The organism is Gordonia sp. UCD-TK1 (assembly GCF_001691435.1).
In the GTDB taxonomy this organism is placed as follows: Bacteria; Actinomycetota; Actinomycetes; order Mycobacteriales; family Mycobacteriaceae; genus Gordonia; species Gordonia hongkongensis.
Window position 1 is genome coordinate 124,122 of the sequence record NZ_LZMP01000068.1, and the last position, 15,090, is coordinate 139,211.

The 15,090-nt window shown below is 65.9% G+C and carries 13 protein-coding genes; 3 read left to right on the forward strand and 10 right to left on the reverse strand.

Annotated elements, in window-relative coordinates:
- Window positions 1-309 precede the first annotated feature (309 nt).
- A complete protein-coding gene (locus A9310_RS22870) occupies window positions 310-1,989 on the reverse strand; it encodes an FAD-dependent oxidoreductase (RefSeq protein WP_065632520.1) in 1,680 nt (559 codons plus the stop codon).
- Window positions 1,990-2,167: 178 nt separating this feature from the next.
- Between A9310_RS22870 and A9310_RS22875 the strand changes: the two genes are divergently transcribed.
- Entirely contained in the window at window positions 2,168-3,028 is an 861-nt protein-coding gene (locus A9310_RS22875) for a 3-carboxyethylcatechol 2,3-dioxygenase (RefSeq protein WP_175401198.1), read from the forward strand.
- 126 nt (window positions 3,029-3,154) lie between these two features.
- Here the strand turns inward: A9310_RS22875 and A9310_RS22880 are convergent, their stop codons facing one another.
- The 4 genes from A9310_RS22880 to A9310_RS22895 are packed head-to-tail and all read right to left on the reverse strand — an operon-like array spanning window position 3,155 to window position 6,951.
- Complete coding sequence (locus A9310_RS22880) at window positions 3,155-3,955, reverse strand: enoyl-CoA hydratase-related protein (protein WP_065632521.1); 801 nt, start codon at window positions 3,953-3,955, stop codon at window positions 3,155-3,157.
- A gap of 43 nt (window positions 3,956-3,998) precedes the next feature.
- Complete coding sequence (locus A9310_RS22885; protein ID WP_065632522.1) at window positions 3,999-5,096, reverse strand: CaiB/BaiF CoA-transferase family protein; 1,098 nt, start codon at window positions 5,094-5,096, stop codon at window positions 3,999-4,001.
- Window positions 5,089-5,394 (reverse strand): hypothetical protein, encoded by a 306-nt coding sequence (locus A9310_RS22890; RefSeq protein ID WP_065632523.1) that lies wholly within the window; start codon window positions 5,392-5,394, stop codon window positions 5,089-5,091. Before A9310_RS22890 ends, A9310_RS22885 begins: the two co-directional genes overlap by 8 nt.
- Before the next feature lie 45 nt (window positions 5,395-5,439).
- On the reverse strand, window positions 5,440-6,951 hold the full coding sequence (locus A9310_RS22895; RefSeq protein WP_065632524.1) for a class I adenylate-forming enzyme family protein: 1,512 nt from the start codon (window positions 6,949-6,951) through the stop codon (window positions 5,440-5,442).
- A 280-nt stretch (window positions 6,952-7,231) separates the two neighbouring features.
- On the opposite strand from A9310_RS22895, the gene A9310_RS22900 reads away from it, so the two are divergent.
- Window positions 7,232-9,376 (forward strand): acyl-CoA dehydrogenase, encoded by a 2,145-nt coding sequence (locus tag A9310_RS22900; protein WP_083207507.1) that lies wholly within the window; start codon window positions 7,232-7,234, stop codon window positions 9,374-9,376.
- The gene (locus A9310_RS22905) at window positions 9,373-10,557 is read left to right on the forward strand and encodes a CaiB/BaiF CoA-transferase family protein (protein ID WP_065632526.1); all 1,185 of its coding nucleotides are present in this window, start codon (window positions 9,373-9,375) and stop codon (window positions 10,555-10,557) included. The genes A9310_RS22900 and A9310_RS22905 overlap by 4 nt, the downstream gene beginning before the upstream one ends.
- Window positions 10,558-10,675: 118 nt before the next feature.
- On the opposite strand, the gene A9310_RS22910 is transcribed toward A9310_RS22905, so the two are convergent.
- From A9310_RS22910 to A9310_RS22930, 5 genes are all read right to left on the reverse strand, one after another.
- The gene (locus tag A9310_RS22910; protein WP_065632527.1) at window positions 10,676-11,446 is read right to left on the reverse strand and encodes an SDR family NAD(P)-dependent oxidoreductase; all 771 of its coding nucleotides are present in this window, start codon (window positions 11,444-11,446) and stop codon (window positions 10,676-10,678) included.
- Window positions 11,447-11,649: 203 nt separating this feature from the next.
- Window positions 11,650-12,984 carry a TetR/AcrR family transcriptional regulator gene (locus tag A9310_RS22915; protein WP_065632528.1) on the reverse strand — a complete coding sequence of 445 codons (1,335 nt, stop codon included), beginning with the start codon at window positions 12,982-12,984 and terminating at the stop codon, window positions 11,650-11,652.
- 70 nt (window positions 12,985-13,054) lie between these two features.
- Complete coding sequence (locus tag A9310_RS22920) at window positions 13,055-13,474, reverse strand: MaoC/PaaZ C-terminal domain-containing protein (RefSeq protein ID WP_065632529.1); 420 nt, start codon at window positions 13,472-13,474, stop codon at window positions 13,055-13,057.
- Window positions 13,471-13,923: a MaoC family dehydratase N-terminal domain-containing protein gene (locus A9310_RS22925; RefSeq protein ID WP_083207502.1), complete on the reverse strand. Its 453-nt coding sequence runs from the start codon at window positions 13,921-13,923 to the stop codon at window positions 13,471-13,473. The genes A9310_RS22920 and A9310_RS22925 overlap by 4 nt, the downstream gene beginning before the upstream one ends.
- Window positions 13,901-15,022, reverse strand: coding sequence for a phosphotransferase family protein (locus A9310_RS22930; protein ID WP_065632530.1), 1,122 nt, complete (start codon window positions 15,020-15,022; stop codon window positions 13,901-13,903). The genes A9310_RS22925 and A9310_RS22930 overlap by 23 nt, the downstream gene beginning before the upstream one ends.
- Between the last annotated feature and the right edge of the window lie 68 nt (window positions 15,023-15,090).

The window sequence follows — 15,090 nt, forward strand, 5'->3', positions numbered from 1 at the left end:
CTGAGCGTCGTACCGGACTCCGCGTCGATGGAGGGTGAGTCATAAAAAGTACGGACTGTCAGATGAGACACCTTGATACTGGACTATGGCGCGGGTCACTCCCAGCATTCCCGCCGTATGTTACCTAATCGTTACCGTAGAGTCTGGAATAAAGCGAGCTAGAACCCAGAAAAGCCATTGTCAAGCGAGGATGGTGAGCCCGCTTGAGCATGGTCGGCGTCTGACGGAGTAATGATCACTTCGTCAGAAATATGTGACGATCGTGAGTAGCGATGCGTCGGAGCTACGACAGGCGTGTCGCGAGGTACCTCAGTCCCCGCGGACCACCGCCCTCATCGAATCGACGTCGACGAACTTCACCCGCGGTCGCTTACGCGGCTTGCCCGCGGCCTTCTCCGCCTTGTCGATCAGGGTCCAGCCGGCGAAGTCGACGACTTCGGGTGCTCTCTCGGCCAGGAGTTCCGCGAACGAGTCCGCGTCCTGCGGCGGATCGGCAAGAGCTTCGGCGACGTAATCCTGGAGGAGGAGATCCACGGTGTCGGCTGCACATTTCTTGTTGGTTCCGATGACACCGGACGGACCACGCTTCACCCAGCCGGTGGCGTAGACGCCCTGAACGGGCTCGCCGCCGTGCAGAGTGACGACCCGGCCCTCGACGTTGGAGATGACCCCGCGAGCGTCGTCGAACGGCACTCCGGGGACCGGAACGCCGCGGTAGCCGACCGCGCGCAGCACCAGGGTCGTCTCGATGGCGTCGGTGACGTCGGTGGGAACGGCGACGACTCCGCCGGACTCGGTCAGTTGCAGTTCGTTGCGTGTGATGCTGATCGACTCGACGTGGTCTGTCCCGGAGATCTCGGTGGGGGAGGAGAGGTATCGCAGGACCAGACGTTTCGCCGCGCCTGTGTCGCCGTCCGCGGCAACCCTGCGGGCCAGGGAGATCTTCGCCTTCACCGACGACTCGGTGTCGGCGGCGTCGAGGATGCCCTGCGTGACCGGGTCGATCTCGACGTCATCCGGGTCTATCACGAGGTCGACGCCCGGAAGATGGCGCAGTGCCATCATCTCGGGGTTGGTGTAGCCGGCTTGTGCGACACCGCGGCGGCCGAGGACCACGACCTCGCGGATGTTGCTCGTGCGCAGCACCTCGAGTGCGTGATCGGCTATGTCGGTGCGGTCGAGGTCATCAGGATCGGTGAGCAGAATCCGAGCGACGTCGAGGGCGACGTTGCCGTTGCCCACGATGACGGCGCGCTCGCCGCTCAGGTCATAGGTCCGGTCCGCGTAGTCGGGGTGGCCGTTGTACCAGCCGACGAACTCGGTGGCGGTATGACTGCCCGGGAGGTCCTCGCCGGGGATGCCCAGGCGACGGTCCGACGACGCTCCCACCGCGTAGATGACCGCGTGGTTGTGGGCGAGCAGCTCCTCGTGCGTCAGATCGACGCCGATCTCGACTCCGAGGTGCAGCCTGAAGTTCTTGCGGCGCTCCAGTGTCCGGAAGATGTCGGTGACCGCCTTCGTGCCGGGATGGTCGGGGGCGACCCCTGAGCGCACCAGTCCGTACGGCGTGAGCAGGCGCTCGAACATGTCGACCTGAACGCCCTTCAGCGAGATCAGCTCGGCGGCCGCGTAGAACGCGGCCGGTCCCGAACCGACGATGGCCACGCGCATATCCGAGAAATCCGCTTTGCGCCACAACGGTTTCGGGACGTCGAGTTGTCCGGACTGCAGGGGGTGCTGTTCGAAGTAATCGGCATTGAGCTCGATGAACGGGAGCTCCGGGTCGTCCAGTTCGTCCTCGGCCTTGATCGCGTCGACGGGGCAGGCCTCCACACATGCGCCGCAGTCGATGCATGTCTGCGGGTCGATGTGCAGCATCTCGGTCCGCATGAAGTCCGGTTCGTCAGGCGTTGGGTGGATGCAGTTGACCGGGCAGACATCGACGCACGATGCGTCGTTGCAACAAGCTTGCAGGATCACAAAAGCCACGTGAGTCAACCTCCAATATCTGACAGTTACGTCTAGTTTGATCGTGAGTGTGTGCCTCTGTCAAGGGATGACCGAGCCGCTCTCGACTGGGTTCGGTATTTGATCTAACGTCTGTGTCACTATTGATCGGTGGGCGGCGCGCGGGCGGGCCACCCACCGCGTACGGACGAGGAGTGACATGACCGAACAGAACCGCTTGGTGGTGTGCGCGAGCCACAGCCCCGGCATGGAGCGCGACACCGATCTGGTCTTCGGAACGGAGTTCCGGGCGGGTCTGGCCGAGGCACGCGCCGTGGTAACCGAGTTCGACCCCGACTTCGTGGTGTTGTTCGGTGGCGACCACCGGCGGGCTTTCCGCCACATCGTCCCGACCTTTGCCGTCGCGCTGTCGGCCTCGATACTTCCCGAAGGCGGCCACGCGGAGGGTCGCCTGGACGTTCCGGCTGACATCGCCGCCGAGCTCGGCGCCCATCTGCTCGACTCGGAGTTCGACATCTCGATCTGTCGGGAGGTCGGCCTCGACCACGCGTTCGCGCAACCGCTACGAGATCTGACCGGAGACCTGAATGCGTACCCGGTCATCCCGCTACCCATCAACTGTGCGACCGGGCCGCTGCCGTCGGCTGCGCGGGTCCTGTCGTTCGGCGACGCGGTCGGACGGTTTCTCGACACGATCGACGCGCGCGTGCTCGTCGTCGGGACCGGCGGACTGTCGCACTCGCCGCCGAGCCTGGAACTCGATGCCTTCGACATCAGCGACGAGGAGCGGCGGCGCGTGATCACCGAGGGCGCCGCGGCCGCGCGGAAGAAGATCAAGCCCGAGTGGGACAGGGCCTTCCTGGATGCGCTGGCCGAGTGGGATGGTGCCGAACTCGCCGCACTCACCGACGACGCGCGTGCGCAGGCCGGCGTCGGCGCCAACGAGGTGCGAACCTGGCTCGCAGCGGGCGCCGCCGGCGGCGGGAAGCCGCTGCACACCGTCGCCTACCAGCCGGTCGAAGAATGGATCACCGGCATGGGTCTCGTCGTATCGCGTTGACCTGCGCCCGGCGACCGACACGATGAGGGGGTGGAGCCCCTGGCGCATCGCTACCAGGGGTCTCTCGCGACAGCCTCAGTTCGGCCGTCCGGACAGGTGGTCCGTCCGCCCGGAGGACGCGACCGGTCAGCGGCCCTGCCAGACCGGGGCGCGCCTCTCCGCGAATGCGCGCGGGCCCTCCTTGGCATCCTCGGAGCCGGCGACTGCGGGCAGTGCCGCGTTCGTCATCTCCCAGCCGACTGCTTCCTGAGGACGATCGCCACTCTCGTTCTGCGCCAGGGCGATTCGCTTGGTGGCGGCAACCGCGAGCGGCGCGTTGCCGGCGATCGTCGCAGCGAGCGCCAGCGCGGTGTCGAGAACGTCGGCCGCGGGCACCACCCGGTTGACCAGATGCAGGTCGAGTGCCTGGGCCGCGGTGATCGACTCGCCCGTCAACAGTAGTTCCATGGCGACCGCCGGCGGGAGTTTCGCGGCGAGACGGAACGCGCCGCCTGCTCCGGCGATCAGCCCGCGGGTCACCTCCGGCAACCCGAACACCGCGGTGTCGGCCGCAACGACCAGATCGCTGGCGAGTACCAGTTCGGTGCCGCCGCCGAGCGCCGGTCCGTTGACAGCCGCGATCGTGGGCTTGCTGATCGCCTGTCCGACGTATCCGGCCAGGCCCCACTTCTCGCGTCCGGGCGGGATCACAGCTTCCCCGCGCATGATCGCCTTCAAGTCGGCGCCGGCACAGAACGCCTTGTCGCCGGCTCCGGTGAGCACGACTGCGCGAACGTCGGGATCCTTGTCTGCTTCTGCCAGGGCATCCCCCACCAGAATGCACATCTCGGCGTTCACGGCGTTACGCGCCTGCGGGCGGTTCAGCGTGATGAGCAAGACGTGGCCGCGGCGCTCGATCAGCGCGGGGGCTTCGGCAGTCACGGTCATGATCAATTCCTCCAGGATCGGTAGTACGGACAACGGTTGACGATCAGGCCCAGACGTCCGCGGTCTCGGCCGGACGGCGAGGCGGTGGCGTCGGTAGTGCAGGCGACGTCCGTGAGAACGCCGGTGCCGGTGCGGGTTGGGTGACCCCGCCGATCGCGGTGAACACACCGCGACCGACCATGTGCGCATCGGTCTCGGCTTCGGCGAACGTCAGCACCGGGGTGACACACGCGTCGGTCCCGGCGAACATCGCGGCCCACTCGTCCCGTGTCCGCGAACCGAAGCGTTCGGTGAAAATCGTGCGCATCCGCGGGAAACCGGCCGGGTCTCGCTGCTCGCCCACCTCGAGCGGATCGATACCGAGTACGGCGAGGAGCTCCGAGAAGAACTGCGGCTCCAAGGCGGCGACCGCGACGTACTTCCCGTCAGCACACTCGTAGGTGTCGTAGAACGGCGCGGACCCGTCGAAGACGTTGACGCCGCGATCGTCTGACCACCGACCCGCGCCACGCATGGCCCACAAGAGGTGCCCGAGCATGGGGGCGCCGTTCACGATCGCGGCATCGACGACCTGGCCTCGACCCGACGACTGTCGCTCGACCAGGGCCGCGACCAGCCCGATCACCAGAAACATCGAGCCGCCGCCGAAATCGCCGAACAGGTTCAGCGGCGGCACCGGGCGTTCACCCGGCCGGCCCACGGCGTGGAGCAGCCCGGTCATGGCGATGTAATTCAGGTCGTGCCCGGCTTCGGCGGCACGCGGACCAGTCTGTCCCCATCCGGTCATCCGGCCGTAGATCAGTCGCGGATTGAGCTCGGCGACGTCGTCGGGTCCGAGGCCCATCCGCTCCGCCACGCCCGGACGGAACCCCTCGATCAGGATGTCGGCTCGCTGAACGAGCCCCCGGATGTCACGCAGGTCCGCCGCGTCCTTCAGGTCGGCCTCGACGATCGTCCGACCTCGAAGTCCGGCCGCGGCGGGGCGATCCGGGGCCAGCGAGCCACGACGCTGGACGCGGACGACGTCCGCGCCCAGATCGCCGAGCAACATCGCGGCGTGCGGCGCCGGTCCGACACCTGCTAGTTCGAGTACGCGAATCCCGCCGAGCGGTCCGCGCGCCGAAGTTGCGCCGTCAGTCACTCGAGGGGAGTGGCTTGGCGCTCTTGACGTCCAGCAGCTTCCCGTCCAGCGACAGGCTTCCGGTGCCGGGCTTGGTCACCAGGATCTCGACGGTGTCGTCGGCGTCGACGTAGCGTTTGCCGATCTGGGTGCCGCCGTCGAGGCCCGCGGCGGGGCTGAGCCCGGCCACCGGTGACTGCGTCACATCGATCATCGGCTGACCCCCGCAATCGAGTGCTGCCTCGCCTGCCGGCGCCTTGATGATGATGACCTGGGTGCCACAAACCTGGCTTTGTAGACGACTTCCGGTCTTGAACACGGTGTCTCCGTTCTCTTGCTGATCGGATCAGGTGGTGTGCACGCGCTACGCGTGTGCGGTCGCAGGACGATCGACGATGTCCTCGACGACTTTCTTGCGCAGTATCTTTCCGGTCGCGGTTGCCGGGAGGTCGTCGAGGAAGACCACCCTGTCCGGTGTCCGGGAACCACGGAGGCGCTCGCGTACGTAGGTGCGCAGTTCGTCGTGGTCGGGCGAGGAGCCCGCCTCGACGACCACGGCGGCCACGATGGCCTCACCCCAATGAGCATCGGGCACACCGACAACCACCACCGAATGGACCGCGGGATGCTGTACGAGTACGTCTTCGATCTCGGCGGGTGCAATGTTCTCGCCGCCACGGATGATGGTGTCGTCGTTGCGCCCCACGATGAACAGATACCCGGCGGAATCGGTGTATGCGAGGTCCTTTGTGGGAAACCAACCTTCGGCGTCGAGGACCGACCCGGCCCCCATGTACTCACCGGAGACCTGCGGTCCACGTACCCACAGCTCGCCTTGCTCGCCGTCGGCCACCGGGAGGCCGTCGGGGCCACGCAACTGGATCTCGATCCCGGGCACCGGCCGGCCGACGGAGCCCAGGCGTGCCTGGACGTCGCGATCGTCGCTCTCCATGGCCGCGCGATGGTCGTCGGGACCGAGAAGGGCAATGGTCGAACTCGTCTCGGTCAGTCCGTACGCATTGACGAAGCCCGCCTGGGGGAACGCGCGTAGCGCTGCTTCGAGGGTGGGGCGCGGCATCCGTGCCCCACCGTAGGACAACGATGCGAGAGCGGGAAGGTCGGCCGGCGCACCCGCGAGGGCATCGACGATACGGTCCAGCATCGTCGGCACGACCATCGCCGAGGTGGCGCCCTCGCGGCGGGCGAGTTCCACCCACCCGTGTGCGTCGAACTGGGGAAGATAGATCATCCGCCGGCCCGCGTAGACGTTCGTCAGGATCGTGCCCATCCCGGCGATGTGATAAGGCGGAACGCTGATCAGCGCGCCCTCGTTGTCCGCTGCGGAGCCGTATTCCACTGTGCTCATGACGTAGCTCAGCAGATGGCTGTGTCGCAGGATCACACCTTTGGGGGCGGAGGTGGTCCCGCTGGTGAACAGGACGATGGCCGGATCGTCGGGGTCGACGTTCGCGGCCGGCAGGGGGTCGGCGGCAGCGGCCCGCGCGGCCGTCGCGAACTCCTCGGTGGTCGTCACGTTGTGATCCGACGACAGTTCGGACACGTATCTCGGGTCTGCCACGACCAATGGAGAGCGGGTGCGCGCGATCAATTGCTCGAGTTGCGCGGCGGCCAGGCGGTAGTTCACCGGGACGAACGGGACATCGGCATGGGCCGCGGCGAACAGCAGCACCGGGAGTTCGAGTCCGGATTCCCCGAGGAAGACGACGTTCTCGGCGCCTGCCTGCGTGATGACGGTCGCTGCGCCGGTGACCAGTTCACCGAATTCGGCGTAGGTCAGGGAGGCTCCGTCGACGGTGATGGCCGTCTTGTCGGGGTTGCCCGACAAGGCCATGTCCAAGATCAGCGAGATGCTCATTCAAGACTTCCAAATCTCTCGTGTGAATGACGTGGGTCACTCCTGCACGGAACCATAGTAGATCATCTGACACCCTGTCCATGCAATGGCCGAGCCGAGTCCCTGACGCGGATGCGGCGAATATTTGCCCAGTTCAGAATCCATCATCGCAAGATGGGGGTGCCGAAGCCTGCTCGGTCCGGCCGCGATCGAGCGAGTCTTGAATATCGGTGATCTGACATCTAGGGTCAGTTTCGAACGTCGACAGGCCCGACGAGTTCGCAATCGAAAGGTGGCCGAGATGGCGCTTGCCATATCCTCCGAACACATTGACCTGGCCGACGCCGCCGTCGGCCATCTCGCGCGGCACGGTGTGCGTGCGGCTGCGCGGGCCTCTCTGGACGGGGCTGTCGAACTCGAGACCTTCTGGTCGAGCACTGCAGACCTCGGTTGGCTCGGCTTGCACCTACCGGAAGAGTACGGGGGCTCAGGCTACGGCATCGCCGAATTGGCCGTTGTCCTCGAGGCGATGGGGCACGAGTTGGCTCCCGGCCCGTTCCTGTCGACCGTGGTCGCGTCGGCCGTGATCGCTCACGCGGGCGACGAGGATCTCCGCGCCGAACTCCTCCCGGGTCTCGCCGACGGTTCCACGACAGGCGCTGTGGGGCTCGCCAATGGATTGTCCCGCGACGCCGACGGTCTGATCAGCGGCCAGGTGCGCGCGGTGTTGTCGGCACCTGAGGCAGACCTCCTCGTGCTTTCCCTCGGCGACGACCTCGTCGTGCTCGACAAGGCCACAGCCGGCGTCGAGGTCGCGGCGGCCGAGGCCCTCGACACCACTCGCGGTATCGGCACGGTGTCGCTGACCGCAGTCGCGGTCCCGACCAACCGTGTTCTGCGCAGCGCGAGTCGGGCGGGCCGCAGTGTCCTTCGCGTCCTGGCCGCCGCAGAGGCGATCGGCGGCGCGCTCGCGTGCCTCGAGATGGCCACCGATTATGCGAAGGTCCGCGAACAGTTCGGACGGTCCATCGGGTCATTCCAAGCGGTCAAACACCACTGCGCCAACATGCTCATCGCCACCGAGGCGTCGATCGCGGCCACCTGGGACGCGGCGCGTGCGAGTGACATCGACGGCATCTGGTTCGCCTCGGCGGTCGCTGCCGCGTACGCGGGCCCGGCCCAACTGGGCAATGCCCGGATGAACATCCAGCTGCACGGGGGCATCGGGTTCACCTGGGAACACGACGCCCACTTGTACTTACGCAGGGCGACCACCGTGGCCGCGATTCTGACCGACGGCGTCGATCCGCTCGCCGACATCGTCGATGCGTATCGTGCGGGGCAGGCGCAGGGCGCGTCGTTCGACCTGCCACCAGAGGCCGAGGAGTTCCGCGCGGCTGCACGCGCCGAGGCGCAGGCCGTACGATCCCTGCCCGAGGGGCAGCGCCGTGACCACCTGGTCGACAGCGGATACCTCGTGCCGCACTGGCGTAGGCCCTGGGGACGCGAGGCCGGAGCGATCGAACAACTGGTCATCGAGGAAGAGTTCGAGGGTATCGACCTGCCCGATCTCGGGATCACGGGTTGGGTCAATCTCACCATCGCGCAGGTGGGTTCGGATGATCAGCGAGAGCGGTGGATCGAACCGGTACTTCGCGGTCGCGACCAGTGGTGCCAGCTGTTCAGCGAGCCCGGCGCGGGTTCGGATGCTGCTGCTGTCCGGACCGTCGGCAAGAAGGTCGACGGCGGTTGGCGCGTGACCGGCCAAAAGGTCTGGACCAGTGTCGCTCTCGAATGTCAGTGGGGCCTCGCGACCGTCCGCACCGATCCGGACGCCTCGAAACATGCGGGTGTGTCGATGATGGCGATCGACCTCTCGTCCGAGGGAGTCCAGATTCGTCCGCTCCGCGAGATCACCGGTGAGGCGCTGTTCAACGAGGTCTTCTTCGACGACGTGTTCGTTCCCGATTCCGATGTGGTCGGGGAGGTGGGCGAAGGATGGAAGGTCGCCCGGGCCACTTTGGGCAACGAGCGGGTTTCCATCGGCGGCGGCAGCGGTTCCATCGACTTCGGCGTCGCGGAACTGGTCAAGTTGCTGGACGGGACCGGCGCCCGTGACGCGGAGCATCGGGTCGGCGAGATGATCGCCGAAGCCCACACACTGCGTCTCCTCAATCTCCGCCAGGCCGCCCGAGCGGTCATCGGTGCCGGACCAGGACCCGAGGCGAACGTCACCAAGCTGATCAAAGCCGAACACTCGCAACGAATCACCGAGCTGGGCATCGACCTGGCCGGTACCGCCGCGGTCACCGGAAACACTCCCGGCCTCACGTACGCCTACCTGTTCGCGCGTTGCCTGACCATTGCCGGCGGCACGTCTGAGATCATGCGCAACACCATCGCCGAACGTCTGCTGGGCCTGCCGCGCGAACCATCGGTTCGATGACCCCCTCCTTGCCGCTCGTCGGTATCACGGTCATCAGTCTCGAGCAGGCGGTGGCTGCGCCGTATGCCACTCGTCAGCTGGCCGACCTCGGCGCGCGGGTCATCAAGATCGAGCGCCCCGGGGTCGGGGACTTCGCCCGGGGTTACGACGAGACGGTGCACGGGGATTCGAGCTACTTCGTCTGGCTCAACCGGTCCAAGGAATCGTTGACGCTCGACCTCAAGAGCGAGGTCGGGCAGCGGATTCTGCGCGAACTGCTCGCAGATGCGGACGTGTTCATCCAGAATCTCGGTCCGGGGGCAGTGCGCCGGATGGGTTTGGGTGCCGACGACCTCGAAGCCTCGCATCCCGGTCTGATCGTCTGTGAGATCACCGGTTACGGAGAGGGGCCGTGGCAGTCGCGGAAGGCCTACGATCTGCTCGTCCAGGCCGAGGCCGGTCTGATCGCGGTGAGCGGGACCGAGGACGAGGCCGCCAAGGCGGGGATCTCCGTGGCCGACATCGCGGCCGGGACCTTTGCCTATTCGGGTATCCTCGCCTCGCTGTACACGAGGGCGACGACGGGCCGCGCGCCCGCCGTTTCGGTGTCGCTCTTCGAGGCCCTCGCGGAGTGGATGGGTTCCCCGATGTACTACTCCCGGTATGGAGGCACCGCTCCGCGTCGGACCGGAGCCAGGCATGCGACGATCGCGCCGTATGGTCCGTTCACCGCCGGTGATGGCGGTATCGTCCTGCTCGCCGTCCAGAATCAGCCCGAGTGGCAACGACTTTGTGCGGAGGTCCTCGGCCTGCCGGAGTTGGCGGATGATCCCAGGTTCACCAAGAACCCCCTGCGCGTGCTCAACCGGGAGGAACTGGAGGCGATCATCACCGCCGCGATCCAATCCCTCACGGCGGACGAGCTGGAAGACAAGCTCGAGGCCGCGGGTATCGCCAACGCCCGGACGAACACCATGGTGCAAGTGTGGGACCATCCGGTGCTGGCCGAACGCAAGCGGTGGCGCACCGTGCGCACACCCGGCGGACAGATCGGTGCGTTGTTACCGCCGGCTGATCTGAGGGGGGTCGATCCCCGGATGGATCCTGTTCCGGCACTGGGCGAACACAGCGAGAAGATCTTGGGGGAACTGGGCGTGGACGCGGCGACGATCGATCAGTGGCGGCACGCGAACATCGTGTGAGGCAGCGGTGAGCTGTGGCGGTTGCCTCCCGGCGCGCCCTACCCCATCGCAGACAACAACGGATCGAGTCGCTCGCCGGTGAGCGACTCGATCCGTTTGTTGTGTGGTCGTCAGGGTCCTATTTGGGCTGGAACCGCAGCGCTCCGTCGATGCGAATGACCTCGCCGTTGAGGTAGTCGTTCTTCGCGATGTGCTCCACCAGGGCGGCGTACTCTGACGGGCTACCCATCCGAGATGGGTAAGGAACCGTTGAACCCCAGTACTTTTCGGCCTCCTCCCGTTCCATCTTGAAGGCCGGTGTGAAGAAGGTGCCCGGTGCGATGGCCATCACGCGGATGCCCTGCTTGGTGAGGTCGCGCGCGGCAGGCAGCGTCAGACCGACGACGCCGCCCTTGGCCGCGGAGTAGGCGGTCTGTCCGATCTGACCTTCGAACGCGGCGATGCTCGCGGTGTTGACGATGACACCACGGTTGCCGACCTCGTCGGGCTCGTTCTTGGCCATCGAGGCGGCGCCGAGTCGCAGGACGTTGAAGGTCCCGTTGAGGAACAGATTGACGTACCACTGGAACTGTTCGAACGAGGCCGGCTCACCGTCGCGACCGACCACGCGTGACGCGCCAGCGGACCCGCCGTGCGCGTTGACGACTATCCGAAGGGGCGCAAGCTCGTTGGCGACCGCGAGGGCCGCGTTGACACTGCTCTCGTCGAGCACGTCGGTGCTGACGTAGCGCACGTGGTCACCGAGTTCGACTTCGAGGGCCTTGCCTTTCTCATCGTTCAGGTCGGCGATGACCACGGACGTACCCGCGGCGGCCAGGGTGCGAACCGTGGCCTCTCCGAGACCGCCGGCGCCACCGGTGACGAGCGCGGATGCGCGACTGATATCCATCTGAAGCTTCCTCTCCTGCTGCGGCATTCGGTCGAATGCCGATCAGACCACCCGTAATGAGTTCCCTCAAAGATGACATAGTCGTCAGAAGTAGTCAATGACGGACGGGTCCCAGGCTTCAGATGTCGTGTAAAGCAACGCTTCTGGCGAAGCAACTTTCCGACCATGGGTCAGAAGAGCACCGACGAGTCCGGTCTCAGGGGTCAGGCCAGATGGCTGAAGAATCCGCGCCGGATGCACGCGATCAGGAGATCGGCGGTCTCGTCCTCCGACAGCGGAGGTGACTGTTCCCGCGCGGCCTGCGGAATTCTGGCGACCAGTGAGCGGAAGATGATGGCCGCGACCACGGGGTCGAACGGATAGTCACGTCGCGTCGCGACGAGGTCGGCCACCATCGCCGCATCCATGGCCGCCTGCCCGCAGACGCCGAGTTGACCCACGATGTCGTTGTCCGTGGTCTGCTCGTTCCACSCCCCGATCGAACCCGAGTAGCGCCTCATGAAATCGTCCAGGCTGCGGATCCAGGCACGGAGCTCTGTGGTGTCCGGGTCGGTGAGATTGATCTTGCTCAGGCGCTCGGCGTGATCTATCGCCAGATCGGCGGCTTCGATGCTGATGGCGACCAGGAGGTCCTGCTTCTCGCTGAAGTACTTGTAGAACGTCCCGCGGGCGAGTCCGGCCTCTTCTACGATGTCGTCGACGCTCGTACGGTGATATCCCTTGAGCTGGAACTGCTTCGCGCCGGCATCCACCAGAGTGCGCACGGTGTTGATCGCACGCTTGCTCAGATTCGCGGTCCGGTCCTCGACGGACAGGCCGACGGTCGAAGGCAGCGGAGGCACCTCGATGACCACGTCCTCGGGCGGCGTCTCCAGAGGAATGCTGTTGAGGACGGACGACGGGGTCTCGGGGAACAGCAACAACTGCAGGTAGACAGACAGCGAGTCGACCACCGCCTGGGTGTCTCGACCGTAGGTGCGATCAGTGGCGAGGAACAGGTTGATGCGGTGCACGATCGCGATCATCGCCATCGCGGCCACCCGCGGTTCGATTCCCTGCAGGTCCGAACGCTCGAGCCTGTCGGTGACCAGCTTTGTGTAGGCCGACATGAAAGTGTCGATCTGCGGCCGGACGGAGGTGTCGGACATGGCCACACTCGTCCACTGCACGAACATCGTGGAGTATCGGTCGAAGACCCAGCTCCACTCGCCGAGCCACCAGTTGAGGTTGTCGAATCCGACCTTGGTCGGGCCCAGCGGGCCGATACGCCGCGCGACCCGGAACAGAGCCCGCCCGCACACATCCAGGAGTTCGAGGAAAATCTCGTCCTTGCCGGGAAAGTACTGGTAGAGCGTGGCCCTCGAGATGTCGGCCTCTTTGGCGATGGCGTCCACGGAGGTGTTGAAGAAGCCCAGCCGGCCGAACAGATCCAGGGAGACCTCGACGATCTTGGTGCGTGTGTTCGCGCCCCGGCTGCCCACCTCGGGGCTCGACGGGCCATAGCTGGCCCTGCGCGTTATCGGCGTTGCATCTGACATGGGAGTTCAGCCTAACCGCTGATCGCCACAGCGGACGACCGACCGTCCCGAAACGGCACGATCGTCTTCGTCACGCTGCCACATGTGGTACGACGAAATCGGCCGATCCGGCGATGGCGACCGCGCCATTCTGCCGGGTGCACGTCAACTCGACGGCGGCAATGGTCTCGCCGCGGGCGTTCTCGGTGATCGCGGTGACCGCGCCGGTGCAGGTCAGGACATCGTCCGGCCATACCTGTTCACGGAACCGCACACCGTAACGGCGTACGTTCTCGGCCCCGAGCCAGTCGGTCGCAAAGGTCGCGAGCAACGCGGACTGGTGCATTCCCTGCGAGAACACGGACGGGTTCCCGGCGCTGCGTGCCATGGTGTCGTCGTAGTGCATCGGGTTCAGGTCCCCAGAGGCTCCCGAGTACCGGACGAACATCTGACGGGTCAGCGGTCCGAACTGTCGAGGCGTGGCGGTGCTTCCGACGGTGAGGGCGGTCATCGGGTTGCTCCTCGGGCAGCGCGTTCGATGAAAGTTGCGGTGGCCTGGGCGACCAGATCACCGGTTCGGTCCCGGAACTCGGTTCTCACGACGGCGAATCGCATCTGACCTCCCCGCTTGCCGGGCTTCTCGTATCGGTCGACGATGCGCTCCTGCGCGATCAGGACGTCGCCGACCCTGGGGGGAGGGCCGACGAACGTGTACTCCTGCTCGCCGTGTAGCAGTCGTCTGCGGTCGAAACCGACGTTGATCCGTACTCCCGCCGGTGCCCACTGCGCGGCGTTGACGAGAAATGTCGGTGGGATGATCGCGTCGGGTCCCTGATAAGCGGGGTTGTCCGACTGCATCGCGGCGGCGAACTCGCGGATCTTGCCCTGTTCGATCACCATCTCCCAGGGTTGGCCGGTGGTGCCGACCGGCGACGGTTCAGGCGGTTCGCTGTTGGTCATCTGGTTCTCCAGTGCTCAGTTCGGTGAGATATCGGTCCACGAGTCCGACGACGGTGGTGGGATACCTGCGGGCGATCTCCATGTCGAGACCGTCTCTGGCCAGCAGGATGGCGAGACGGTTGTTGATGAGCGACAGCACAAACGCTGCCAGCAGTTTGTAGTAGCCGATGTCGCCGTCGACTCGTCCGCCGAGTTCGACGTATCGACGGAGAGTCGCTTCGCTGTCGAGGATACCGGCGGGGCGGATGAAACCGAGTGCTTCACAGAGGAATTCCTCGAACATCAGCCACCAACCCAGATCGATCTCGGGGGGTCCGGTGGTTGCGGTCTCCCAGTCGAACAATGCGGCGACCGACATGTCGTCGGCGAAACACATGTTCCCGACACGAGCATCACCCCACACCACGCCTTCGCGGTCGGTGGTCGGCGCCCCGGTCATGATGGCATCGAACGCGCGCGCCAGGGTCTCCGCGCCGACGGCGAGATCGGGGCGAGCCCACTCGTACCAACGTCGGAGGTTGTCGAGATAGCGGGCGAGCCCGGTCGACCCGGTCGCGGAAGCTTCGCGCAGGAAGTCCAGCACGTCCGGGTCGTCCACCTGATGGACGGCCACCAACGACTCGATCGCGTTGTCGTAGAGGAGTTCTCGCTCGGGAGTCGAGAGCTCGGTGGTCCAACCACGCTTGTGCCAGCTCGGCACGTCCGAAGGCGTGCGGCCACGGACACGTCGCATCAGATAGAAGGGGGCGCCGAGGATCGAGGAATCGCGTTCGATGCACACGATCTCCGGAACCGCGACGCGCGCCGTCCGGCCCAGCCGTTTCATGATCTCGGCCTGGCGGGGTGCGTCCGGAGTGGTGAACAACTGGTGGTCCGATGCCTGCATCCGCAGTACGAGGTCCGCGCGTCGCCGGTTTCCGGCCGGGTCCGTCCACGTCGCGGTCAGGAATACCGTCTTGCCCGAATAGCCCGCATCCGGCGCCGAGAGATCCGAGATCTCGAAGTCGGTGCCGTCGGGTGCGATGCGCGGGGGAAGCCAGGAGTCGAGAACCTCGCGTGCATCGCCGCCGAGGTCACCCCGGGTCGGTGTGTAGACCATACGAATTCCATTCCTCCGGCCCGGGCGCCGCCGCGAAACTCGGACTGCCACGCCCTTTCATAAAGTGA

Bases quoted from the DNA above. Each gene is read 5' to 3' on its own strand.
- A9310_RS22905 (WP_065632526.1), top strand. From the start codon at position 9,373: ATGACCCCCTCCTTGCCGCTCGTCGGTATCACGGTCATCAGTCTCGAG.
- A9310_RS22920 (WP_065632529.1), bottom strand. From the start codon at position 13,474: ATGACCGCCCTCACCGTCGGAAGCACCGCCACGCCTCGACAGTTCGGA.
- A9310_RS22925 (WP_083207502.1), bottom strand. From the start codon at position 13,923: ATGACCAACAGCGAACCGCCTGAACCGTCGCCGGTCGGCACCACCGGC.
- A9310_RS22930 (WP_065632530.1), bottom strand. From the start codon at position 15,022: ATGGTCTACACACCGACCCGGGGTGACCTCGGCGGCGATGCACGCGAG.
- A9310_RS22880 (WP_065632521.1), bottom strand. From the start codon at position 3,955: ATGACCGTGACTGCCGAAGCCCCCGCGCTGATCGAGCGCCGCGGCCAC.
- A9310_RS22910 (WP_065632527.1), bottom strand. From the start codon at position 11,446: ATGGATATCAGTCGCGCATCCGCGCTCGTCACCGGTGGCGCCGGCGGT.
- A9310_RS22895 (WP_065632524.1), bottom strand. From the start codon at position 6,951: ATGAGCATCTCGCTGATCTTGGACATGGCCTTGTCGGGCAACCCCGAC.
- A9310_RS22875 (WP_175401198.1), top strand. From the start codon at position 2,168: ATGACCGAACAGAACCGCTTGGTGGTGTGCGCGAGCCACAGCCCCGGC.
- A9310_RS22900 (WP_083207507.1), top strand. From the start codon at position 7,232: ATGGCGCTTGCCATATCCTCCGAACACATTGACCTGGCCGACGCCGCC.